Origin of the sequence: Xenorhabdus szentirmaii DSM 16338 (genome assembly GCF_002632585.1) — a bacterium.
GTDB classification, from domain to species: Bacteria; Pseudomonadota; Gammaproteobacteria; order Enterobacterales; family Enterobacteriaceae; genus Xenorhabdus; species Xenorhabdus szentirmaii.
The window spans coordinates 1708211-1732116 of record NZ_NIBV01000001.1 but is presented as its reverse complement, the minus strand read 5'-3'; the positions used below and the strand labels follow the sequence as shown (position 1 = coordinate 1732116).

Annotated in this window: 19 protein-coding genes and 1 pseudogene; 5 read left to right on the top strand and 15 right to left on the bottom strand. The window is 40.6% G+C overall.

The window, feature by feature from the left end:
* Nucleotides 1-28: 28 nt before the first annotated feature.
* From Xsze_RS07905 to Xsze_RS07890, 4 genes are all read right to left on the bottom strand, one after another.
* Complete coding sequence (locus Xsze_RS07905; protein WP_156935863.1) at nt 29-1240, bottom strand: MFS transporter; 1212 nt, start codon at nt 1238-1240, stop codon at nt 29-31.
* A gap of 4 nt (nt 1241-1244) precedes the next feature.
* Nucleotides 1245-2588, bottom strand: coding sequence for an ATP-grasp domain-containing protein (locus Xsze_RS07900; protein ID WP_038235580.1), 1344 nt, complete (start codon nt 2586-2588; stop codon nt 1245-1247).
* Between the two features lie 4 nt (nt 2589-2592).
* Entirely contained in the window at nt 2593-3621 is a 1029-nt protein-coding gene (locus Xsze_RS07895) for a radical SAM protein (RefSeq protein WP_038235582.1), read from the bottom strand.
* Between the two features lie 459 nt (nt 3622-4080).
* Nucleotides 4081-4605 (bottom strand): single-stranded DNA-binding protein, encoded by a 525-nt coding sequence (locus tag Xsze_RS07890; protein WP_038235584.1) that lies wholly within the window; start codon nt 4603-4605, stop codon nt 4081-4083.
* A gap of 258 nt (nt 4606-4863) precedes the next feature.
* Between Xsze_RS07890 and uvrA the strand changes: the two genes are divergently transcribed.
* From uvrA to Xsze_RS07880, 3 genes are all read left to right on the top strand, one after another.
* Nucleotides 4864-7695 (top strand): excinuclease ABC subunit UvrA, encoded by a 2832-nt coding sequence (gene uvrA, locus Xsze_RS07885; RefSeq protein WP_038235586.1) that lies wholly within the window; start codon nt 4864-4866, stop codon nt 7693-7695.
* Between the two features lie 397 nt (nt 7696-8092).
* A complete protein-coding gene (locus Xsze_RS22110) occupies nt 8093-8251 on the top strand; it encodes a DUF5993 family protein (RefSeq protein WP_167330998.1) in 159 nt (52 codons plus the stop codon).
* A 12-nt stretch (nt 8252-8263) separates the two neighbouring features.
* Complete coding sequence (locus Xsze_RS07880) at nt 8264-8830, top strand: disulfide bond formation protein B (protein WP_038235589.1); 567 nt, start codon at nt 8264-8266, stop codon at nt 8828-8830.
* A gap of 107 nt (nt 8831-8937) precedes the next feature.
* Here Xsze_RS07880 and Xsze_RS07875 read toward each other — a convergent pair whose 3' ends face one another.
* The 8 genes and pseudogenes from Xsze_RS07875 to Xsze_RS22650 form a co-directional block, all read right to left on the bottom strand.
* Complete coding sequence (locus tag Xsze_RS07875) at nt 8938-10065, bottom strand: AAA family ATPase (protein ID WP_038235591.1); 1128 nt, start codon at nt 10063-10065, stop codon at nt 8938-8940.
* Nucleotides 10062-10793, bottom strand: a complete 732-nt coding sequence (locus Xsze_RS07870) for an RNA ligase family protein (protein ID WP_084616161.1) — start codon at nt 10791-10793, stop codon at nt 10062-10064. Before Xsze_RS07870 ends, Xsze_RS07875 begins: the two co-directional genes overlap by 4 nt.
* Before the next feature lie 514 nt (nt 10794-11307).
* Complete coding sequence (locus Xsze_RS07865) at nt 11308-12510, bottom strand: amino acid aminotransferase (RefSeq protein WP_038235594.1); 1203 nt, start codon at nt 12508-12510, stop codon at nt 11308-11310.
* 134 nt (nt 12511-12644) lie between these two features.
* On the bottom strand, nt 12645-13724 hold the full coding sequence (gene alr / locus Xsze_RS07860) for an alanine racemase (protein ID WP_038235596.1): 1080 nt from the start codon (nt 13722-13724) through the stop codon (nt 12645-12647).
* Nucleotides 13725-13831: 107 nt separating this feature from the next.
* Nucleotides 13832-15241, bottom strand: coding sequence for a replicative DNA helicase (dnaB, locus tag Xsze_RS07855; RefSeq protein ID WP_038235598.1), 1410 nt, complete (start codon nt 15239-15241; stop codon nt 13832-13834).
* 286 nt (nt 15242-15527) lie between these two features.
* Nucleotides 15528-15878 (bottom strand): phage tail fiber protein, encoded by a 351-nt coding sequence (locus Xsze_RS22655; RefSeq protein WP_244431754.1) that lies wholly within the window; start codon nt 15876-15878, stop codon nt 15528-15530.
* A 5-nt stretch (nt 15879-15883) separates the two neighbouring features.
* Entirely contained in the window at nt 15884-16735 is an 852-nt protein-coding gene (locus tag Xsze_RS07850) for a tail fiber protein (RefSeq protein ID WP_244431755.1), read from the bottom strand.
* A 775-nt stretch (nt 16736-17510) separates the two neighbouring features.
* Nucleotides 17511-17735: pseudogene (locus Xsze_RS22650) on the bottom strand (IS1595 family transposase); the annotation flags it as partial.
* Between the two features lie 214 nt (nt 17736-17949).
* Between Xsze_RS22650 and Xsze_RS07845 the strand changes: the two are divergent.
* Nucleotides 17950-18933 (top strand): quinone oxidoreductase, encoded by a 984-nt coding sequence (locus Xsze_RS07845; protein ID WP_038235600.1) that lies wholly within the window; start codon nt 17950-17952, stop codon nt 18931-18933.
* A gap of 32 nt (nt 18934-18965) precedes the next feature.
* Here Xsze_RS07845 and dusA read toward each other — a convergent pair whose 3' ends face one another.
* Nucleotides 18966-20003: a tRNA dihydrouridine(20/20a) synthase DusA gene (dusA, locus tag Xsze_RS07840; RefSeq protein ID WP_038235603.1), complete on the bottom strand. Its 1038-nt coding sequence runs from the start codon at nt 20001-20003 to the stop codon at nt 18966-18968.
* A gap of 1167 nt (nt 20004-21170) precedes the next feature.
* Here dusA and Xsze_RS07835 point away from each other — a divergent pair.
* A complete protein-coding gene (locus Xsze_RS07835; protein WP_038235606.1) occupies nt 21171-21578 on the top strand; it encodes a DUF2628 domain-containing protein in 408 nt (135 codons plus the stop codon).
* 155 nt (nt 21579-21733) lie between these two features.
* Here the strand turns inward: Xsze_RS07835 and Xsze_RS07830 are convergent, their stop codons facing one another.
* Together Xsze_RS07830 and Xsze_RS07825 are read right to left on the bottom strand one after the other, a co-directional pair.
* Entirely contained in the window at nt 21734-22381 is a 648-nt protein-coding gene (locus tag Xsze_RS07830) for a DUF5066 family protein (RefSeq protein WP_038235608.1), read from the bottom strand.
* A gap of 41 nt (nt 22382-22422) precedes the next feature.
* Nucleotides 22423-23586 carry a DUF1266 domain-containing protein gene (locus tag Xsze_RS07825; protein WP_038235611.1) on the bottom strand — a complete coding sequence of 388 codons (1164 nt, stop codon included), beginning with the start codon at nt 23584-23586 and terminating at the stop codon, nt 22423-22425.
* Nucleotides 23587-23906: the final 320 nt, after the last annotated feature.

Here is a 23906-nt window from a genome sequence, read left to right as displayed (position 1 = left end):
ATTATCCTAATAATGAATATTATTAATATCACTTGCGCCAATGATGCACTGGTGCAGGGACTTTATTCATTTGAATGATTAAGTAAACGGCTATTGCAAGCAGTAAAAGTATGGAGAAACTCACCACCGGTAAAAAATATTGGGTAGAATCAGGAGCAATGGATACTGTTATTGCTGCGATTGGAAGTGAGAAATTCATGATGACCTGAAATACAGAAAATAAGCGGCCTTGTTGCATTTCCAATCCTTTTTGGTAAATGATTTTGGTAATCAAGACATTGAAATAAATTATCGCAATATTATAGAGAAGATAGAAAAAGGCTTTTTCATAAAAAGATTGCAACTGAAAGAACAGAACGCCGAATATAAACAGACTAATAAATATTGCAATAGGATAACGTTGGATACGGTTATCAACCTGTGTTTTGCTGAGTAATGTGGTGCAGAAAATCGGGATCAGAGCACTGAGTAAATAGAATAGGGTAACCAGATTATAATTTTTATTATCTAAACTTTCCATGACAATAACAGGAAGTGCCGCCATCAGAAAGGCATTGGCCAAAACAGTGAACACAACAGCAATGGCAAGCGTTTTATAATAATGCTGTTTAAATATCGCTTGTAGCCCAACAGTTAACTGCGACTTCTGCTCCACTGTACGTTTTATTTTTATTTTCAGCATAAGATAGCAGACATAGAAGTAAGGCAGCAGGGAAAACAATTTGATCGCGACAATGGTATCGATCCCTTGCGTAATCCCCAGCAATGCCCCCAATCCAGGCCCAAGAGCTGAAATCAGTGAAGTGGCAATAACAATGTAGAGGGAAACATTCAAATGTTTACTACCTTGTTGTTCAGCCCAATCATTAAGCTCATGCCAGGCAACACGCGACCAAGGAATTTCATAGGCAAAGAGAAACTCTAATATTGCAATAAACAAAAGCAATATAATGGGAGAAAATGCGATGCCACTTAGCAATAATATCAATAATAATAAGGTGCTGAATATTTCAACCAATAATATTGCAATACGAAATTGCCAAATATCTGTTGCATGATCAATTTTATAACCCCATAACAAAGCACCAACGGAAGTAAATAAAAAAATAACCCCCATATTGGCATAATAAGCCGTCGTCAGTGTATTTTCTGATAATAATATATAGGGGTATCCGACGGCAAGAATGCTCGACCCAACACCATTAATAAATAAAGAAATAAGAAACAAACTTCTTATCATCATATTAATCTTTTTTTATGTTTGTGTAATTGAATTTAGTCTTATAATATTTCAAATATTGCAGACATTCCTGTTCGTTTTTAGCAGAGCAAATAATATATCCCATTTTTTCCGTATAATGCGTGTTGGAAAAATAACTGCCCGTTTTGGCATATTGCTCCCATTCAATAACATGCTCATCAATAATTTCTTCTATGGGTGTTATGGCTCCTATTTCTCCAACCGGTGGATTAAAAATAATCATGCCAATACAATTGGGACTGGTTTGCTCTACGGATAAAGCCGGCTCATTCATCACTGAGGTCGGCGGCATTAATGTATCGATAAAAACATCAAAGGCATGTCTATTATTGGCTTGGGCGTGAAGATCGAATAACCTGAGCCCGGGTGGACGTGATGCGGTTTCGCAAAGTATCAGATTATCTGTACATTCTTCAATAAAGATTTCAGTGTGGGTGAAACCGTATTCGAGGTTGAATGCCTGTAGTATCCGCCGGTTAAATTCCAACAGGCGGTGGCTGTCTGGGGAATCCGGCAGCATGGTATGCCATATAAAATGACCGGACTCGGCCTGCGCAGAAGCAAGCAGTGAACACGCATAAACACCAATACCTTGATAAATAATCTCATGCCGGAGGACAGCGGTATCAACATGCAGCAACCTGCCCTGAATTTTCTCTTCAACCAGATACTCTTCAGGGGCATCAAGTTCCTGCAATGCATAGCGTAAAGAAATACGGTCAGAATATTCTGTGACCCCCATTGATCCCCAAAATGATCGCGGTTTTACAATAAAGCCGACTTGATTGCCTTTATGTTTGGCAGAGGCTTCGACTGATTCAGTAAACGCCTCGAAATGTTCAGAAGAGTTAAGCATCTCTGAAGCCAGCGTGAATTTGGGGCAAGAAATTCCATATTCACTGGCTATCTTCCGCATTATCCATTTATCTCTAAATGAACGAGCAACATCAATAAAACGGGGATTTTGATTAATATGGCTGGCAATCGTGGCCATCAATTCAACATGCAGCTCAGAAAAAGCCATAAAATAATCAATATGAATAAGCTCAGTGATCATTGAAACATTTTTTATGACCTGTTTCAGTGCTTCTATGATTCCGTCAGTAGCATAGTTAGCCAACGGATCATCAATAACTAAATAGGCTAATGCTAAAGAACAATCCGTTGAGTCCAACCATTTTTTCTTGACCAACAGAATCATATTTAAATGATGTTGATAGCATTGTTGAATAAAACGCTCACTATCTTTGATATCTGGCATACAAAAAATAGTCGGTTGCCCGCGATGAAAACTCACCTGATTATTGATATGAATTTCTAGAGACATCGTATCACCTTAATCTATTGGCAGGATCACAGCCTTTAATACAGTCGCAGGTGATGACGGGGTACATTTTTTTACGAAACAACGAAAATTTATCGCCGTGCCAAATATCGTGCAGTGAGCTGGTCAGAACATTTCCCATAATGTATTGATCAGGGTTTGGACGGTACATCGTTGTATCGCAAGGGTAGACATTTCCTGTAACGGCATCAATAAATAGTGTTGTCAGCGGGATCGCACAGGCTTTTTTACTGGAGGCGTTATAATTTCCCATTTCAGCACGAGAATAATCGTCCTCACTGCGACCGAAAATCTCGTAATTAGCATCCATGAATAAATGGCGTGGAATTTGTTGACTTTCCAATAGATCATTTATTTTCTGCATAAACAGTTTAATTTGCTCTTTATTTAAAAACAGCAATGGATAATCTTTAATTGGAATCAGGTTAACACCATCCACATTCAACTCAGCCATTTTAAGCAGAAACTTATCAATTGTGTCATAATTCAGTGATGTCACAACATGATTAGTGATGATAATCGCATTCGGTATCTCCTGCTTAATATATTTCATTGCATCATAAAGATTGTTGGTTAACCAACGAATACCTCGTGATTCAGCATTTTTTTCAGGCTCTACATGATCAATGGAAATATAAAACTTCCTGACGAGATGACTTTTATTTTCCATGCGGTTGAAAATTTTCTTTGATAAAGCGGTTCCATTGGTGGTAATAGAAATAGGTGTATTTTTATTGCAATCCAAAATTGCCAGAAAATCTTTTGATAAGAAGGCTTCCCCCCCATGAATATTAACTTCCTGTGGGGATAGGGCCTCCAACTCCTGCCAAAGTTTAATTATGTCTATTTGCTTATGTGCGTCAACCTGAGCCGTTTGCCAGACATCGCAAAATTCGCAACGCGCATTGCAAATATTATTCATACGAATAAACGCATAATTAAGTTTAGGGGTAATAAAAAGCTTTTCAGGGTCTAAACCAATAGGGTATTTCGCAATGGCGATTTTTTCTTCCATATTGCTTCCCACGTAAACACGAATTAAAATCCCAAAGTGATAATTATTTTTGTTGATTAAAACAATTAGAATGGGTTTTTGTTTTGACAGGTTTTCGACTCTACAGCAACTTTACTGATAAGCAATATCAAAAATAAATATTGAATTAATATTTGTAATTATTATTTTTTATTGGTAATTCAGATAATTTACCATGGAGAAATATCGTTATTCCAGAAAAGCGATCTTAATAATAATTATTTTCATCAGCAAAACAGGTGGCCTGTATTTTGACATCAGCAAAAAATATCAATTAATGAGTGTGAGTTCTTTGGTATTTCCCCGTTGCTGTCCGGTGCTTCCGACTGGAAATTAATTCAGAGATTTGAACAATCATCCCCTTTGATGTCATTAATAGAAAAAAGCCCTTAAAATAAGGGCCTGATGAAAATATTTTACCTATTAAGTCTAAAGTGAACCTTAGAACGGAATGTCGTCATCGAAATCCATTGGGGGTTCATTGCTCTGTGGTGCTGGGGACTGCGCCGGACGAGATGGGGCGGCTGCTGCGCCGCCACTGAATTGCTGTGATGACTGTGGCTGCTGTGGTTGTCCCCAGCCGCCTTGTGCTGGTGCATCTTGCCCTGCTGCACCGCCACGGCCGCCCAGCATTTGCATTGTGCCACCCACATTGACCACAACTTCAGTGGTATAACGGTCCTGGCCATTCTGATCCTGCCATTTACGTGTCTGCAAAGAACCTTCGATGTAAACCTGAGAACCTTTGCGCAAATATTCACCAGCGACTTCTGCCAGTTTGCCGAACAGCGAGACACGGTGCCATTCCGTTTTCTCTCTCATCTCACCGGTTTGCTTATCACGCCAGCTCTCAGACGTTGCCAGAGTAAAGTTGGCGACTGCACCTCCATTCGGCATATAGCGAACTTCTGGGTCCTGCCCCAAATTACCCACTAAAATTACTTTGTTTACGCCTCTGCTGGCCATTGGGAATACTCCTGATGAAATGAATTTTACTAAAAATGAACTTCTCTAATTATAAGCGAAGTAGTTTACCATGCGAGGGCTAAGTTTAAACATAAACCCGTTATATTATACTTTGCGAAATGCATCGTATTTTACATTGTGACATTGTGATGGTTGCAGCATGATTTCTCATCAAATACTGTATATCCATTCAGCAATGTTTGTGCAATAATAACTCGTTTACGAGTATTGCTCTATCAATAATCTGGGAAGTGGTATATGGATAACATCGAAGTTCGGGGCGCCCGCACCCATAATCTCAAGAATATCAATTTGGTAATTCCCCGTGACAAATTAATCGTCATTACCGGGCTATCTGGCTCCGGTAAGTCATCTCTGGCTTTCGATACCCTGTATGCAGAAGGCCAGCGCCGTTATGTGGAATCACTCTCTGCATACGCCCGACAATTTTTGTCATTGATGGAAAAGCCGGATGTCGACCATATTGAGGGGCTATCCCCTGCCATTTCAATTGAACAAAAATCAACTTCCCATAACCCGCGTTCTACGGTCGGGACAATTACCGAGATCCACGATTATCTTCGCCTGCTGTTTGCCCGTGTAGGCGAGCCCCGTTGTCCTGAGCACGATATCACGCTGGCAGCGCAAACGGTCAGTCAAATGGTGGATAATGTGCTGTCATTGCCAGAAGGCCAAAGGCTGATGCTATTGGCTCCGGTGGTCAAAGAGCGCAAAGGGGAACATTCCAAGTTATTGGATAATCTCGCAGCACAAGGCTATATCCGCGCCCGTATTGATGGTGAGGTATGCGACCTTTCTGATCCACCAAAACTGGAATTGCAGAAAAAGCATACTATTGAGGTGGTTATTGACCGCTTCAAAGTCCGTTCTGATCTTGCTCAACGACTGGCCGAATCATTCGAGACTGCACTGGAATTATCCGGCGGCACTGCTGTTATTGCCAATATGGATGATGAACAGGCCGAAGAACTCATCTTCTCCGCCAATTTTGCCTGTTCAATTTGTGGTTACAGCATGAGTGAACTGGAGCCCCGGCTGTTCTCATTCAATAACCCCGCCGGCGCTTGCCCGACTTGTGACGGTTTAGGTGTTCAGCAATTTTTTGATCCTGAGCGTGTTATCCAGAACGGTGACATTTCTCTTGCCGGCGGTGCAATCCGTGGTTGGGATCGTCGTAATTTCTATTATTTCCAGATGCTGAGATCGCTGGCAGAACACTATAAGTTTGATATCGAAGCCCCCTTTAATCAGTTAAGTGCGTCCATCAAAAAAGTGGTTTTATACGGCTCAGGCAAAGAATCCATTGAGTTCAAATATACCAATGACCGTGGTGATGTGACTGTCCGTAATCATCCGTTTGAAGGCGTCCTGCACAATATGGAGCGTCGCTATAAAGAAACGGAATCCAGCGCCGTCAGGGAAGAATTAGCAAAATATATCAGCAATCGTTCTTGCATCTCTTGTGAAGGCACCCGACTGCGTAAAGAAGCTCGTTATGTCTTTATCGACAACATGACATTGCCGCAAATTTCAGATTTCAGCATCGGTCATGCCATGGCGTTTTTCCAAAATATCAAACTGAGCGGGCAACGTGCGAAAATTGCGGAGAAAGTCCTGAAAGAGATCGGCGACCGCCTTAAATTCTTGGTTAATGTCGGATTAAATTATCTGACGCTCTCCCGCTCCGCTGAAACCCTTTCCGGTGGTGAAGCCCAACGCATTCGTTTAGCCAGCCAAATTGGGGCCGGGCTTGTCGGTGTCATGTATGTTCTGGATGAACCTTCCATAGGCCTTCACCAACGTGATAATGAGCGCTTGCTGGAAACATTGCTGCACCTGCGCAATCTGGGAAATACCGTTATCGTCGTTGAGCACGATGAAGATGCCATTCGTGCCGCAGATCATATTATTGATATTGGTCCCGGAGCCGGGGTGCACGGCGGAGAGATTGTTGCCGAAGGCACCATCAACGAGATCATGGCGAGTGAAAGATCCCTTACCGGTAAATTTTTGAACGGTGAACGTCAAATTGCCATCCCAACGCAGCGTGTTCCTGCCAATCCGGAAAAAATGCTGAAACTAATTGGAGCAAAAGGCAATAACCTGAAAAAGGTAACATTACAGCTGCCTGTCGGCCTGTTTACCTGCATCACGGGGGTTTCTGGCTCAGGTAAATCAACGCTAATCAACGATACGCTGTTTCCCATCGCCCAACGCCAGCTAAACAACGCAACAAACAGCAACCCAGCACCTTATATTGATATTCAAGGGCTGGAGCATTTCGACAAAGTTATCGATATCGATCAAAGCCCTATCGGCAGAACCCCCCGTTCAAACCCAGCGACTTATACCGGTGTATTCACTCCCGTCAGAGAATTGTTTTCAGGTGTTCCCGAATCTCGGGCTCGTGGTTATACACCGGGACGTTTCAGTTTTAACGTTAAGGGCGGCCGCTGCGAAGCATGTCAGGGCGATGGCGTAATTAAGGTTGAAATGCATTTCCTGCCTGATGTTTATGTGCCCTGTGATCAATGCAAGGGCAAGCGTTATAACCGTGAAACGCTGGAAATCCAATATAAGGGCAAGAATATTAACGAAGTGCTGAATATGACAATCGAAGAGGCCCGGGAATTTTTCGATGCCATCCCCGCACTTTCTCGTAAACTGCAAACCTTGATAGATGTTGGCCTCTCTTATATTCGTCTGGGGCAATCTGCGACAACACTGTCAGGCGGAGAAGCTCAACGGGTAAAACTGGCGCGGGAGCTTTCCAAACGCGGAACAGGCCAGACACTGTATATCCTTGATGAGCCCACTACCGGCTTGCATTTCGCCGATATCCAACAGCTGTTGTCTGTTTTGAATCAGTTGAGAGATCAGGGGAATACAATTGTTGTGATCGAGCATAATTTGGATGTCATTAAAACTGCCGACTGGATTGTCGATCTTGGCCCGGAAGGTGGCAGTGGTGGTGGTGAAATTTTGGTGTCAGGCACACCGGAAGACGTCGCTCAATGTGAAATATCACATACTGCTCGTTTTTTGAAACCAATACTTGAGCGCAAATAAGGTAACATTACAGCCTTGTTACTTTTTTTGTTGCCGTAAAAGGGTCGTAGTGACGGTATTGTTGTAAAGGTATAATTGTAACGGCATTGTTGTAACGGCATTGCAGTGAAAGCATGTGGCAAGGGGCTTCAGCCCCTTGCCGGAAAGCAGTGTTGGGTGGGTGAATTCATCCTCAAAGAATTAGCCATTCCCGTGTCATCTCGTTGCATTTTAAATCCATTGAGTAAAATCCGTTTAATATATGTACAGATGAGCTTTTGGACAGGCATTTGGCATGAAGCAAACTTTTGTGCATAAGTATTGTATTGTTGTTCTAATATTATTATTGATCACATTTTTCATGTTTTAATGTCATAATGGCATAACATATATCTTAAATGCATAATGGAGATAAAACATGTATATGTTTTTACCGTTTTTAATCGCGTTAGTTATTATTGCTACCGTTATTCTTGGCAAGAAAAAACTGACATACGTACTTTGGTTTGCCTTATTCATCATCACGGTATTCTGGTTTAAATATCATGCCACTGATGCCCTGAATCTTTCTTTCTGACCGGAGGCCGTAATGAATAATAGCATGTCAGTACAACGTAATATTAGTCTCGCAACAACCTTAAATATTGTTGGTTTATTCGGTATCAGTGTCATCTTAATTGTTGCCTTTTATTACCAATTAGCGCGCTTTGAACTCCCCTGCCCATTATGTTTATTGCAACGTGCCGGCATCATAATGATTGGTTTTGGTTTTTTATTTAATATTTATTTCGGCATAAAAAATGCCCATTACAGCCTTTCAATATTTGGCGCACTTGTGACTGGATTCGTTGCCATGCGTCAAGTTTCTCTGCATATCCTGCCGGGAGATACAGGGTATGGTTCAACTTTCTTTGGATTACATTTTTATACTTGGGCAGCAGTTCTGTCTATTCTGACTATTATTGCTATCGCGATTATCATGCCACTGAAAGCGGGTAATAATGATCCGGCAAGATCGGCTCCACCAGCATTAGGTAAAGTTGCGATGGGGCTATTTGCATTCTTGATTGCAGCCAATCTGGTTTCTACCATTCTGGAATGCGGCGGGGGGCAATGTGATGACAACCCGGTATTCTATCAATTACTGAATAAATAATCGTTTTCCTACCTGCAATTAAAGTCGGAAGGCTGTTATATTTCAGCAGCCTTCCACTTTCTACCTGAATGTCCAGATGACAATAATGCTCAGCAGTCCCATTAAGATTATCGAGCCTGCATCGCAGAATCGATGAAATAACAGACCTCATGTGCCTCTTCAGGTGTCGGAACTTCCAATTTACTGAGCATTCTGTCCATTATCTTATCCGGTACTGCATATTCACGCTGGCTATTTTGTTGACGCCAGCATTTATAGTTTTGTTCAATGTAAACAATTCTCACTTTGGCATTATAATTCACGAACAGCTTAATCAATTGCTGGCGCATTTGTCCTGTCAGATTTGTTGCATTCCAAATAAAATCGTTGCCATTCCGAAGGTTTTCTCTGGCCTGATGCTTTGCTTGCTGTACAACCCAGCCATTAGCCTCTTTATCTTCAGGATTAATCCGATGCTCCCGACGGATGGCATCCAGACTAATAACCGGTATGTCTTTACCATTCTGTTGGATAAAATAATCTTTACCCATTCCCGGCAAGCCACACAATACAGTCACCTGACTGCCATAATCATCATAGGGCTGATAATCCGGTTGGTGGCTGTCCGTCGAAAAGTAATGAAACCGGCTTTCTCCGGAAGTAAACTGCCTTGGCTCCCGCCAACAACCTTGCTCACGACAATACAGTTCAAATAGCTCAATGCGCTCAAGTAACTCTTGTGCATCATGACATTCCCGCCCAAGCACATCAGCTTTTGCCAGCAAAGTCAGTAAATAAGTATCTACACGCAATGATGCCGCCAATAATGCTTTTTGTGGCTCTGGCTTTTCCATTAACCACAATGGAAGCCCATGGAAACGGACAAGTGCAGCAATTTGCTCCCTGATGACAAATGGCGTCGGTATTTGCTGAAACAAGATCTGCCTCGTCGTCAGCTCACCTTTACGGGCATGTCCCGGAGAAACAATGCGCCTATCCCAGTCAACCCGCGTTGTACTACGTTTTTCAACGTCATGCAGTAATGCTGCCGTCCAAAGAATCTCCTGCTCTTCAGGTGTCAGTGAAGAATATTCCGGTAATTGCTCCAATGCTGCCAATACCATTTGGGTATGTATCGCAACATCCCCTTCCGCATGGTGCACAAGATCTTGTTGAACCCCGTGCATATCAGCAATAAAAGGGAAGGCAGAAGATAAGTAATCCCATGATTTGTTATGACTGAATACCCAACTCATGAATTATCTCCTTCCACGCCAGATTTCTTCGGCTCTGCGTAACGTTCAAAACAGAGGGGAGCTCTCTGCCAATTGTGTTTCCAGTGTATATCTGTTTTGACATGATTTTTTCGCACATATTTAAAAACATGATGTGCAAAATCCGTTACTGGGTATTCCCCCGCATCACGGCTAACAATGCCTTCCATTGAACATAACTGCTGGTTTTGTATATCCCATGAAGAAAAGCGACTTTCCTGTTTTGCTGTTTCTATTATATTTTGCATAAATTCAGCTTCATCCCTTGTATCAGGAATGGCAATTTCAGGTGCAGTCGGGAAATCAAATAATGAAGCATAAAATTTTACTTCTTCCCAACTCAACCACGTATCTTTAATACGTACAGCAAATACAAAGAAATATTCTTCAAGGTAACGGTATTCAATAGAATGAATGGCATAAAGATTTTCACCGAAAATTTCCACGTCACCTAAATCATTTTTAATTAACTGCCAACGTTGACGAATTTGCTGTGTCCATGCTGATTGTGTTGGAGCTGCATGTGAACGGGCAAATAAACCATATTTATTCAGGCAATTGTTTTCACCGTCTAATTTTTCTGTATGAATAAGACGACTAATTTTTTGCACATCTTGCCACCAGTGATGATTAATACGATCATCACTGGTTGTGCCTGGCGAGAACGGATAATGAAACGTTCTACCATATTTTCTTGATTGCATATCCATAATGCTTCTACTCTTCGGCTAACTATCCCAATAAAAGCGAAATAACGCTTTTACAGATGAATGTTCATCCTAATAACTGATGAAAGAGCTCAAGTGTTGGTATTACATTTTCTTTATTTCCATTCAGCTAATCTTTTAAAGTCAAAAAGATTAAGTTAATTATTGGGTTGAGTTTGAGATTAAAGGAGAGGTGTAAAAACCCAGACAGTTGTTATATCAAGGCAATTGTTATATCAAGGAAATTTTTATATCCAGGCGGTTACTATATATGAAACGATAATAGATTGATACCTTGAGTAAATTTCAACCATTAATAAACAATAAAAACCTATTATTTGGCGCTATAACAGAGATATCTGTAATATAAAGACGCACTTTATTTTATCAGGCAAAATATTCTGTATGACTTATCCAATAAAACGAACCCTTCATCCACTCAGTTAATGCGTTTCCCCCGTTCATCACTGTCATCAGAACAGGGGATAATACTGTTTCCGTTCAGGTAAGGGATTTGTTAGTTCCGCTCACTTACCGCAGCAAATGCTTCTGCAATGCGTTGTACGTTATTGTGATTGACGCCAGCCATGCAAACACGGCCACTACTGACCAGATAAACCCCAAATTCGTTACGCAGCCTGTCGACTTGTTCACTATTGAATCCGGTATAACTGAACATCCCACGTTGATTCAGAAAGTGATCAAAATTGGTTTCAGGCAGGGCCTTTTGCAATGCACTCACCAAAACTATTCGCATTTCCCGCATCCGCACACGCATCTGCTCAACTTCATCCAGCCATTGGTTTTTCAATTCCGGATTGCCTAATATTCTGGCAACAACCTGCGCCCCAAAGTTGGGTGGGCTGGAGTATATACGACGCACACTTGCTTTTAGCTGCCCCAATATGCACTCGGTCGTTGCTTCATCTTCACCGATCACCGACAAGCCGCCAACACGCTCACCATAGAGTGAAAAGATTTTCGAAAATGAATTGCTGACCAAGCAAGGCAAGCCTGCATTTGCCATTGCACGGATAGCATAAGTATCTTCTTCCATACCTTCTGCGAATCCCTGATAAGCGATATCAAAAAAAGGTATCAGCTTCCGCTCTTCCACAACCTGAACGACTTGATCCCATTGGTCATGAGTTAAATCTGAACCTGTTGGATTATGGCAACAAGGATGCATCAAAATAATGCTTTTTGCTGGCAATTGCTGCAATTTTGCCAACATTTCATTGAATTTTACCCCTTTGGTTTCATTATCAAAATAAGGATAATAATTCACCTTGATCCCTGCTCCGGCAAAAATAGCAGCGTGATTTTCCCATGTAGGATCACTGCACCATACGTCAGAATCAGGAAAATAACGGTGCAGGAAATCAGCGCCCACTTTCAATGCACCTGACCCCCCCACAGTTTGAATAGTTGCAATCCGCTTCTGATTTAACAGTGGATGATCTTTACCAAACAGTAATTCCTGAACTGCTGCCCGATATGCCAATAAACCTTCCATGGGCAGATAAAGAGAAGCCGACTGAGGCAAAGCATAAATTTGTTTTTCTGCCGTCGTCACCGAATGCAATTGTGGCGTTATACCCTGTTCATCGTAATACAGCCCGATGCTCAAATTAATTTTGTCTGTCCGAGGATCTTTTTTAAATTCTTCCACCAATGACAGGATGGGATCGCCTGCATATGCATCAACATTCTGGAACATCAAGTTATACTCCCTGCTATTAAATTATCCCCTGGATCTTTTAAGTTACAGCGTTCAGCTTGCTGTTTTATTGGCTGTAGCTGGAATCTCTCAGGCATAAAAGAATTCATCAACAAACAGTATAACTTATCGAATTATTCGTCCAGATATTCCATTTCAACTCGTGAAGTTAATTTAGTTATCAATTCATAGGCACTGATACCTGAATGCTCCGCGATTTTTTCAACGGGTAAGACACTACCCCAAAGAGTCACTTCATCCCCGACCTTGTCCTGACATGCCGGCCCTAAATCCACGGTGATCATATCCATTGAAACCCGCCCAACAATCGGCACTTCCCTGCCATTGATAAATACGGGTGTCCCCGCAGGCGCACTGCGAGGGTAACCATCACCATATCCCATCGCCACAACACCAATACAGGTATCTTGCTCACTGCTCCATGTTCCCCCATACCCTACCGATTCCCCTATCTTATGTTTACGCACAGAAATTAAACGGGATTTTAATGTCATGGCGGGCAGCAATTTAAAGTCAGCGGCAGTTTTGTCTGCTATTGGTGAGGCTCCGTACATCATGATGCCGGGGCGCACCCAATCCAAATGAGCCTGTGGCCACAATAAAATCCCCCCAGAAGCAGCGATGGATTTTTCACCCGATTTATCCGCAACGAATGCCATAAAATGGTCAATTTGTTGTTGGGTTGTCTCGACTTCTGGTTCATCCGCACGGCTAAAATGGCTGATGATATTTACGGGTTGCTCTACGTTATGGCAACGTTTCAGACGTTGATAAAATGCCTCCGCTTCATCAAGCCGGACGCCCAAACGATGCATGCCTGTATCCAATTTCATCCAGACTTTAATCGGACGGGGCAAATCAGCCTGTTCCAGTGCTTCTAATTGCTCAATGCAATGCACAACGGTATCAATATGATTAACAACCAAAACGGGTAAATCAGCAGCTTCAAAAAAACCTTCCAAAAGCAAAACGGGTTTCACAATCCCGCCACTGCGCAAGGCAAGTGCTTCCCCAATTCGGGCAACACCGAAACAATCAGCGCCTTCCATCGTGTACGCCGCTTCTAATAAACCATGCCCATAGGCGTTTGCTTTCACAACTGCAATGACTTTGCTATCAGGTGCTTGCTTCCTGACTTGTTGCAGATTATGTCGCAGAGCGCGGCGATCGATAACAGCAGTTGCCGATTTCATTTCATCCCCTTTTTATTATTTTCCAATGAGGCCTGACAATATAATAACCTACCGCCATAAATACCGATGATGACAGATCAGGTGAATATGAACGATAGGCACTGAATTTATTCGTCGCTGTAGCTTGGCCCTGCGTAATCATCGAACCGTGACCATTGGCCGTTAAACGTCAGCCTTACCGTACCGATAGGGCCGTTACGCTGTTTACCAAGGATAATTTCTGCCACACCTTTTAGTTCACTGTTATCGTGGTAAACCTCATCACGATAAATAAACATGATCAAGTCGGCATCCTGTTCGATAGAGCCCGATTCACGCAAGTCGGAGTTAACCGGGCGTTTATCGGCTCGCTGTTCCAAACTACGGTTAAGCTGGGAGAGTGCGACAACCGGCACTTGAAGCTCTTTCGCCAAGGCTTTCAGTGAACGGGAAATTTCCGCAATTTCCAGTGTTCGGTTGTCCGATAAAGAAGGAACCCGCATCAATTGCAGGTAATCGATCATAATTAAACTAAGCCCGTCATGTTCACGGAAAATCCGCCGCGCACGGGAACGCACTTCTGTTGGTGTCAAACCGGAAGAATCATCAATATACATGTTACGTTTTTCCAGCAGAATCCCCATCGTACTGGAAATACGCGCCCAATCTTCATCATCAAGCTGCCCCGTACGAATGCGTGTTTGGTCCACACGGGAAAGAGATGCCAACATACGCATCATAATCTGGTTGCCAGGCATCTCCAGACTGAAAATCAAAACAGGTTTATCCTGATCCATTGCTGCATTTTCGCACAAGTTCATCGCGAATGTGGTCTTACCCATTGAAGGACGCGCCGCCACGATAATTAAATCGGATTTTTGCAAGCCAGCGGTCTTTTTATCCAAATCCCTGTAACCGGTAGAAACCCCTGTTACGCCATCATGCGGGCGTTGGTAAAGCAGTTCGATTCGCTCTACGGTTTCTTCAAGGATCTGCTCAATGCCTTTCGGCCCCTCATCTTTATTGGCCCGATTTTCTGCAATCTGGAATACCCGTGATTCTGCCAGATCCAGTAATTCCTCGCTGGTTCGACCTTGTGGGTCATAGCCGGCATCAGCGATTTCATTGGCAACCGAAATCATGTCCCGAACGACGGCACGCTCGCGGACAATATCAGCATAAGCATTGATATTTGCTGCACTTGGGGTATTTTTCGATAACTCCGCCAGATAAGCGAATCCGCCGACATTATCGAGCTGACCATTCTGTTCCAGCGACTCCGATAATGTGATCAGGTCAATAGGCTTACCCGATTCAAGCAAGCGCTGCATTTCAGAGAAAATACGTCTGTGTGGTCTGCTGAAAAAATCATTGCTAGTAACTCGCTCGGATACGTTATCCCAACGTTCATTATCCAGCATCAAACCGCCCAACACGGATTGCTCTGCTTCCAAAGAGTGGGGTGGAAGTTTCAGCCCTTCCACTTGGCGATCTTTTGGTTCAGCCATACTGTTGTTAGTTGGTTTTTTTCCAGCCATGTATACCGCTTCAATCTACTAAAAAAAGAACAAAATAGCGCATCAGTATACGCCATGAAAACAACCTTGAGTAATTATAATAGTCTACACTTATAGCTAAGGCATAATTACTTGATATTAAATAAATAAATTACCTTTGCTATCCTTTTCATTAAATGTACTTAAGTACTCTGGGCTTGTGAGAGGAGGGGCGATGGAAACAGTGCTTTATTTGACGTCCGTGTCCATTCAGGAAGGTTCAATGTGGAATCAATGACAATCATCCTCAGGAAAATTAAACCTGCAATTATCCTCCTTTAGCAGAAGGAATTTGCACTCTAACAGAAACAAACCTGCCTTCGGGGATATCAATCAAATCACCATCAGTGTGGCCTTCTCTTATATTTCTGGCGAAAACAGGAACATCGGAGTGTTCACGATGATACGTCATTAATTTAATCGAGCCATCGGGGAGAATTTCATGGTTGACCCAAATCAATGGTAGTTTGTTCTGGCATAGGGGGGCTTCTATACTGTCTAACGCGCTATCATTATTGAATCCCCCAACGCCTGTGATGAGATATGTACCCTTTGATAAACGCTCGACGGTAGCACCGTTGGATTCATCATTTGTTTCAAATGAACCATCAGAGAACATTTTGATTATTGGAGATATTTTTTTACAAAACCACTGGCATCAACATAATGTTGAGATGTTGACATGAGAGAACCAGTTCCTTTGGGTAAAGATTGCACATGCCTGTTTGAGCCGTCTGGATTTCTATCTATGAAATTTAATAGAATAGATTCGTCATCGGGAGTTCCTTCCATTCTCCAATAGGTTCCGTTATCTCTATATGATATAACCCCTCCGTAATTACCGGATCTAATGTGTATAGAACCTGTAGTGACTGAATCTTCTTTTACAACCAACACTCTTTTGTTATTAATATCTACAGCATACCCCAAAGTATCAGCGCCACCACCCCGCACAACGCCTGTCTGAATATTATTGGCGTACCACCCATAACTGGTGTAGGCCACTAGTTTATTTGATTCTTGGTGTGGAGCAGATACCAACCTCACAGGGTTACTTTCTTTCGGCGTCGTTTCTACCTGCTGAAATTGAAAAGATCCCGGATAAACGCCTCCATTTGCTGCTACCGCCCCTATATTTTTTATAAACTCCGCTTTATCTGGTATATCAGCGCCATTCTGCTGTTTCTCCAAATAAAGGTTAGAATTATTGTTAAGCGCGTTTTGATTGGCTGTGTTCGCCAAATCATAGGCTTTCTTGACAGCCTTAGAGGTTGCGGCGGTTAATTCACTGTCACTGTCTGTTTCATCACTTAAAGTAACGAATCCCGGTTCTACATGAGTTGCATAGGGGTGATTACGACTGGCGGCGTGTTTATCAATGGCTTCTTTAATTGAATCTTTGACATATTCCGGCGTGGTAACAGTAACCAGATTACCATTTTCTGAAACAGGTGCATCAGGCTTCTTATCTTGCATGGTTATTCCCTCATTTAATCAACAATACATATTGTTAAGTTACATGAAGGCGGTGGGATACTTCTCCGCCTGTGAACATCAATAAAATTGGCTCATCAATACTGGAGTAGTACGGCTTGACTAATATTTGGTAGGGAGCATGTTTTGATGGCAGAATGACATAAAATGACAAGTAGGGAATTAATAAAATATATCTGATAACTGATAAAACGTGGTGAAGCAAAGAAAAAACTTCATATAACTTATGTATAATAGAATTAAATTCATAAAACACCAAAATCAGCACTATAAAAAGACAAATAAAAACATCTTTCATCTAAAAAGATGAAATATAAAACCAAAAGATAAATTAGAATATTATTTTTCATTGTCATAATGAATGCCTTTGTGATATTACTTCTTGAATTCTTCATAAACACAAGAAAATTTCACGAAGATTTTTATGTCAAATTACCTGTATTTTTTCTTTCTATATAAACAGGATGGAGTTTCACAAGACTATATAAAGGCAAAAGAATGGTTTCAGAAATCCTGCGATAACGGATATCAGATAGGATGTGAATCTGTTGAAAAAATAAAAATACATGGTGAATAATTCCAAAAATATATTATTTCATGAATGTTTTTAATAAAAAACTCATTATAGTATAAGTGATGAGTTTTTTAATATTTATTGCATTATAAATCATCCAAAACAGTATATTTTCCCGAAAAACAGAGGAAGTCGATATAAAATTAAAAGCTATCCTGAATAATAGCTAAATATTTTTTAACTCTATTGTTTTAAAATAGCGAATTGTTTCTTTGCCCCCGGTGTGTTAAATCGCCTCCCATATTCCTTCAAATATTAGTCAAAATGAACCTTAGGAATACCGTTAAATTTACGCAGATAGCGTTTAGGCTGATTCCAAAATTTATCGAAACCATTGTTGGGATTTCGGCAATTTTTGGGGTCAGCATACTCGGTATTGTGTTTGATCCGATAGTGCTTAAAGAATGAGAAAACGGCGATAAACACTGTAACAACATACAACTAAATAATTTATTCATTATTTGGTATTTATATAAAAACAATCGTCATGGACAAACTTCAGAACACAAAGTTAATATATATCATCTGTAATGATTTCAGTGACATTTACGCCGTTTGTAATATTCTCATTGCAAACGTGCAAAGCTCTTCCCAATAATCCCTACATAACGAGAGAGTTACTATGGCAAAACACATCAAATTTTCCGCTGCTGGCGGCCCTGAAGTGCTCCAATATTGTGAATTTGTTCCTGCTGATCCTGCCCCGGATGAAGTACAAGTCGAAAATAAAGCGATCGGAGTGAATTATATTGACACCTATGTCCGCAGTGGACTCTATCCAACAGCCAGTTTGCCATCAGGCCTTGGCATGGAAGCCGCAGGCGTGGTCACCCAAGTTGGTTCACAGGTCACATCAATTAAAGTAGGTGATCGCGTGGCTTATGCTCAATCTGCCGTTGGCGCATACAGTGAAGTGCATAATGTAAAGGAAAGTAAGATAGCGCTGCTCCCCGATGCCATTTCATTTGAGCAGGCTGCCGCATCATTGTTGAAAGGCCTGACCGTTTACTATCTGTTTTTTCAAACACATCAAATTCAGAAAGATGAAATCTTCTTATTCCATGCTGCCGCAGGTGGTGTCGGCTCAATTGCCTGCCAATGGGCAAACGCCGTGGGCGCTAAGTTAATCGGAACCGTGGGTTCTGATGATAAAGCGTCTCAGGCTAAAGCCGCGGGAGCTTGGCAAACTATCAACTACAACCGTGAGAATATAGTAGAACGAGTCTTGGAAATGACGGATGGGGAAAAAGTGGGTGTCGTTTATGATTCCGTAGGCAAAGCCACATGGCTGGATTCACTCAACTGCCTGAAACGCCGTGGCTTGATGGTCAGTTTCGGCAATGCCTCCGGGCCTGTTACCGGCGTTGATTTAGGAATTCTCAACCAAAAAGGTTCTCTGTTTGTTACTCGCCCCGCAGTTAACGGCTATATCACAACCCGCGAAGAATTGAATGAAGGCAGCAAGGCGCTGTTTGATCTGATTGCCACAGGTAAAATCAAGATCAACATACCAGAAAACCAAAAATTCCCATTAAGCGAAGCCGCTGCGGCACATCAAGCACTGGAAAACCGCGCAACCCACGGCTCCAGCTTACTTATTCCATAATATCATTCGTAATATTGAACAACCTGAGCGGATCACAGCCGCTCAGTCACCATTTCCAACGCTTTTTCAACTACCATGACATCAGCACCGGGCTTATGCGCGTTTTCACTCAAATGACGGCGCCATTGGCGAGCACCGGGAATACCTTGAAATATTCCCAAAATATGGCGGGTTACATGCCCTAAATAAGTCCCTTTTGACAGTTCCTGTTCGATATAAGGATAAAGCGCCTTAATCGCATCAACCGTATTCATTACCGGCACCGTCTGATCGAACAACTCACGATCGACTTGTGCCAAAATAGATGGATTCTGGTAAGCCTCACGTCCAACCATCACACCATCAACATATTGTAAATGCTGCTTCGCTTCTTCCAATGATTTAATTCCGCCATTAATGGAAATCGTCAATTGAGGGAAATCTTTCTTCAATTGATAGACGCGGGGATAATCCAAAGGTGGAATTTCACGGTTTTCTTTTGGACTCAAACCGGACAACCACGCCTTGCGTGCATGAATGACAAAATTATCACACTCACTATTTTTCACGACAGTATCAATGAAATCGCACAAAAACGCGTAGCTATCTTGTTCGTCAATCCCAATGCGAGTTTTGACGGTAACAGGAACATCCACCACATCCTGCATGGACTTGACACAATCTGCCACCAGCGCAGCATCTCCCATCAAGCAAGCACCAAAACGCCCATTTTGCACGCGATCTGAAGGACAACCAACATTCAGGTTGATTTCATCATAACCCCGCTCTTGTGCAATTTTGGCACATTGGGCCAATGCCTGAGGATCACTGCCACCCAACTGCAACGCCAGCGGATGCTCATGCTCGTTATAAGCCAGATAATCCCCTTTGCCATGAATAATCGCCCCCGTTGTAACCATTTCGGTATAAAGCAAGGCTTCTTTACTTAGCAGGCGATGGAAATAACGGCAATGACGGTCAGTCCAGTCCAGCATGGGTGCAACAGAGAAGCGGGAAGGTTTGAATTTCCCGCTTCCAGCCATTACTTCATTGAATTTATTATCGTTTTGGATCTGTGTATTTTCGTGCATTTCAGAGTGTTTTAACTATTTTAAAATTAACAATATCCTATGATACCCCTTTCAGATATGGGGCGGTTATAGGTAAGTATAAAATGTGTTCTACTATACCATAAAAAAACATGCTCACTGATATCCAGTGTTCACTCTTTTGTCTCATTGAATACTTATTTCTCCCTGTTTATAGAGAATCATACTTTTAGAAACCGTATTTTTTGCATTGAAGTTTAGATTTATCAAATAGTTAAAAATTTATAGTAAATAACAAAAATAATCATTATGCTTAGAAAGTGAGATATTTTACTAGTATGAAAATCAAACGGAGTTTGTTTATTGAAAAAATAAAAATTAAAAAAACATTATTCATGAAAAGTATCGATTATAAATTTACTCTGATTAATGTTTTTCCACAACCATGTCCTCAATCATAAAAAAAGAAAAGCTGTAGACATTATGACTGATAATTTATTTAACAGCATATTATCAACGATAACAGCTACTATACCATCATCAGAAACAACAACAAAGATAGCTGAAAAAATTATTTCTGCCTATCGAATATTTTATTATTAATTCTATCACTTTCATTCTGTAAATCACTATCTGTCTCCTTGCCTTAAAATAAACTATCTTATTTTAAATATATCCAACCAGTCAAATATTCACCAAAATTACGACTCTGTGCTTGAGTGAAAATGCTATCACTTGATAAATTGGATAACTCTTGACCTCCGCCATATTTGTCCTGCCAGCACTTCCTCTTAACGATTATGAAGAAATTATTGGTACAGCAATAAGGTCTTTGATTGCCATGTATACTTATAAATTAAATGAAAGGCTTAGTATAGTTATTGCCGTTTTAGTCATTTATATTGCTAATTTAGGAAAATGATTTCTCATGTTTAAATATGAAAGCAATAAATTTCATTTAAACATATAAAATAATCTCAAAAAGGTTATTTATAATATTATTTAAGACAATAGCTGTATACAATCACAGTATTGATAATAGTTAACCTTCTGTTTTAATATTAGCATCTTTAGTATACAGGGAAGTTTTATTAATTAAATGGAATGAAAGATTGTTAAAATAATTTAACGACAGAAAAGACATATAATTGTCTTTGTTATTCATAAATAGCCAGAATAATATGGCATATATAATAAGCAAGGAATAAAATGGATACCCCTCAATCTCCTGATAAATGGCAAGAGCGTTTTGATTTTTTTGAAAAAAATGGTTGCCCAGCATCCAAAGAATATATGGCAGCATTAAAGGAGTTAAATTTTAAAAAGCGCATTTTAATAAATGTCAATATATTTGCATTTTTCTTTGGTGTGATTTATTTCTTTTGTACCGGCCTTTGGAAAAAAGGCTTAATACTTTTAGTCAGTTGGATTGCATTCATCTTTGCTTTATCCATGATAGAGGATATGGCTGGGGCTTATTTTGTAGATAGAATGTCAATACCACTGTCAATATTCTTTGGGTTCATATGTTCTCGTATCGCGAATTACGCACATTATCTTAAAAAGACAAAAGGCATTGATAACTGGAATCCATTTGAAGGCATTTTGTTCAAATAAAAAACTTCTGAAAATTACAACGTAATAGCGTAAAAAGATAAATAATTCATATCAAGATAGCAGATTTCATACCTGCTATCTTTTCTATCCCCAACCAGCATTGATATTGTTCAGTAAAAAAATCAATTGCATGACTAATGTGTCATTACAAAACATCAATCATAGTCAGAGACTTTCTCATAAAAACTTTCATGGATGACTTCTTTTTTTAATAGTTCGATATCTCTTTCTTCATATTTAGCTTGTTTTTTCTGAAAGATATTCTTAGGATCAACTTCTTTTGTGATACTAAAAATGTTGGATAAATATTCCATTAAAGATGATTCACTTAGCCAAAAATCTTCCATTTCTTGCCGGGCAATAGGGTACTCGCCTGATTCATCCAGTTCGGAAGTATAGATCCATATTCTTTGATCACCCGGATGAACTATTGAAAATATTGCAGGTAAATCCGGAGAGTCATTCCAGATTGGCATCAGATCTTCAATGTCAAGATCAGGGTTATATTCACTAACCATAAAATAAACATTATCATCCGGGCAATCCGAGATGATGAGATTCTTCTCATCAATGGATGACAATATATGCGAAAAAACTTTGTCACCATAAGGACTTGTCAAATCACGGTCGTAAGCCAACAAGGCAAGAAGGCTTTTTGGCAAAGCCACGGTTTCTGATCTTTCCGTATGGCGATATTTTTCCATACGAAGGCATCCCAGTTCTTCATCGGACATAGGATTTAGCTGCGTATTTCTATTTTCTCGTTTTATCGCAGACATAAATATCTCGAATTGGTTTTCCATCGTTGATTCCCTTTAAGGTATGTACTTGTCTAAATAATCTATTAGTGTAAGACTCGATTCTCTATGTGGCTGCTCTCTTCATCTATCATTTCATCCATAATTTCATCACCAGATGAATTGTCCATTTGGTCAAGTAGCATGGAATTGACGACATCTGCGAACCCATCTTTCATATATTGTTCTATAAAGATGCCTTTCGCTTTTGGCCAAGGTAGTTCAGCCATGGGCCAGTCACAATATTGTTTATAAAATTGAAATTCTTTCAGGCGTTTTTTTGCCATATCAAAGTCACTGCTCCAATATGCATTTCCTAATCGATAATTAGTATAAAATTCATCAAAACTACCAAAAATTTCATATACATAATCGGCTGTTTTCAGAATATTCTTCCATGCCGTTTCTTCACTAATATAACCTGCGGCAAAACAATTTCGGCTTAATACAATCGCACGCCAAAGATCAAAGCCCCAAAGTAAAACAGAAGGCCGGCCATTGATTGATTCAGTACATTGCTTGACATATTCCGGAGATTCCTCGATCAAGCTGCCAAGTACATTGAACATTTCGCCATCGCTAAAAGCACTATCAACCGCAAAACGTTCTGAATGCATTCCGGCCCATAATGCATGTAGCATCTTCAGGTAACCTTTTTTATTGATAATTCCCCAATCCTGATATATTTGAGATTGGTGAGGCTCAGCGTCTGATAAAGGTAGGAAACGATATTCGTCATCATTATCCTGAGGAATGCGGCTTTTAAGCGGGTAATGTTCCAATGTTTCAACCCAGTATCCGTTGTAATAACATCGGACAATATGTAATCGTAGGGCCTGACGCTGTTCTTCCGATAAAACAGATAGTCCGGCCTGTGTATAATAACGTTTTTGTTCGGTACCGGGGAGATTTTTGATGCGTAGAAAAGTATAAACCGAAAGGAATATGCCCAATAAACTGAAACCAATCAACATAGCCAGTAATATATAACCCGCTGACGGAACATTATTGGAATCAATGGTTAATCCCGTCATTCCTGTAGACACAGCAATCAACAAAATTGTTGTAATCCAAAGGGAGCTTAAACCGATTGCCTGAATGGGCCTAAGAAAAGCCATCTTTTTTCTTTCCAGAATAGCGCCTTTAACTATTTGAAAACTATTAACGGGAAATTCCCTATCATTAGGATGATTTTGCAATAACTCTTTCATTTTTAATCCATTAATCCAGTAAGCAATATTTCAATTTTTTAAATACTGATGTTTTATTCCTTTCTAAACGAAACTATCAGAGCAAGATAGATTTCGCCGTTAATCACTATAGTTCATCATTAATATTAATAACAACATGATTATAATTGTAAATAATACCGGGAGTTATGTATGGATAAAACATTATTTTAACTGTCAATATGATTACGATGATGAGCCAATTTAAATTTCGGGATATTATCCAATATTATTGATTTTATTTTCCTCGTTTTTTAACCCATTTTGTTGTTCTTATCCGCGGATTAACTCTTATTTTTCTC

Bases quoted from the DNA above. Each gene is read 5' to 3' on its own strand.
- alr (WP_038235596.1), bottom strand. From the start codon at position 13,724: ATGAAATCGGCAACTGCTGTTATCGATCGCCGCGCTCTGCGACATAAT.
- Xsze_RS07865 (WP_038235594.1), bottom strand. From the start codon at position 12,510: ATGTTCCAGAATGTTGATGCATATGCAGGCGATCCCATCCTGTCATTG.
- Xsze_RS22110 (WP_167330998.1), top strand. From the start codon at position 8,093: ATGTATATGTTTTTACCGTTTTTAATCGCGTTAGTTATTATTGCTACC.
- Xsze_RS22655 (WP_244431754.1), bottom strand. From the start codon at position 15,878: ATGTTCTCTGATGGTTCATTTGAAACAAATGATGAATCCAACGGTGCT.
- Xsze_RS07830 (WP_038235608.1), bottom strand. From the start codon at position 22,381: ATGGAAAACCAATTCGAGATATTTATGTCTGCGATAAAACGAGAAAAT.
- Xsze_RS07850 (WP_244431755.1), bottom strand. From the start codon at position 16,735: ATGCAAGATAAGAAGCCTGATGCACCTGTTTCAGAAAATGGTAATCTG.
- Xsze_RS07905 (WP_156935863.1), bottom strand. From the start codon at position 1,240: ATGATAAGAAGTTTGTTTCTTATTTCTTTATTTATTAATGGTGTTGGG.
- Xsze_RS07870 (WP_084616161.1), bottom strand. From the start codon at position 10,793: ATGGATATGCAATCAAGAAAATATGGTAGAACGTTTCATTATCCGTTC.
- Xsze_RS07835 (WP_038235606.1), top strand. From the start codon at position 21,171: ATGGATACCCCTCAATCTCCTGATAAATGGCAAGAGCGTTTTGATTTT.
- dusA (WP_038235603.1), bottom strand. From the start codon at position 20,003: ATGCACGAAAATACACAGATCCAAAACGATAATAAATTCAATGAAGTA.
- Xsze_RS07825 (WP_038235611.1), bottom strand. From the start codon at position 23,586: ATGAAAGAGTTATTGCAAAATCATCCTAATGATAGGGAATTTCCCGTT.
- dnaB (WP_038235598.1), bottom strand. From the start codon at position 15,241: ATGGCTGGAAAAAAACCAACTAACAACAGTATGGCTGAACCAAAAGAT.
- Xsze_RS07900 (WP_038235580.1), bottom strand. From the start codon at position 2,588: ATGTCTCTAGAAATTCATATCAATAATCAGGTGAGTTTTCATCGCGGG.
- Xsze_RS07880 (WP_038235589.1), top strand. From the start codon at position 8,264: ATGAATAATAGCATGTCAGTACAACGTAATATTAGTCTCGCAACAACC.
- Xsze_RS07875 (WP_038235591.1), bottom strand. From the start codon at position 10,065: ATGAGTTGGGTATTCAGTCATAACAAATCATGGGATTACTTATCTTCT.
- uvrA (WP_038235586.1), top strand. From the start codon at position 4,864: ATGGATAACATCGAAGTTCGGGGCGCCCGCACCCATAATCTCAAGAAT.
- Xsze_RS07895 (WP_038235582.1), bottom strand. From the start codon at position 3,621: ATGGAAGAAAAAATCGCCATTGCGAAATACCCTATTGGTTTAGACCCT.
- Xsze_RS07890 (WP_038235584.1), bottom strand. From the start codon at position 4,605: ATGGCCAGCAGAGGCGTAAACAAAGTAATTTTAGTGGGTAATTTGGGG.
- Xsze_RS07845 (WP_038235600.1), top strand. From the start codon at position 17,950: ATGGCAAAACACATCAAATTTTCCGCTGCTGGCGGCCCTGAAGTGCTC.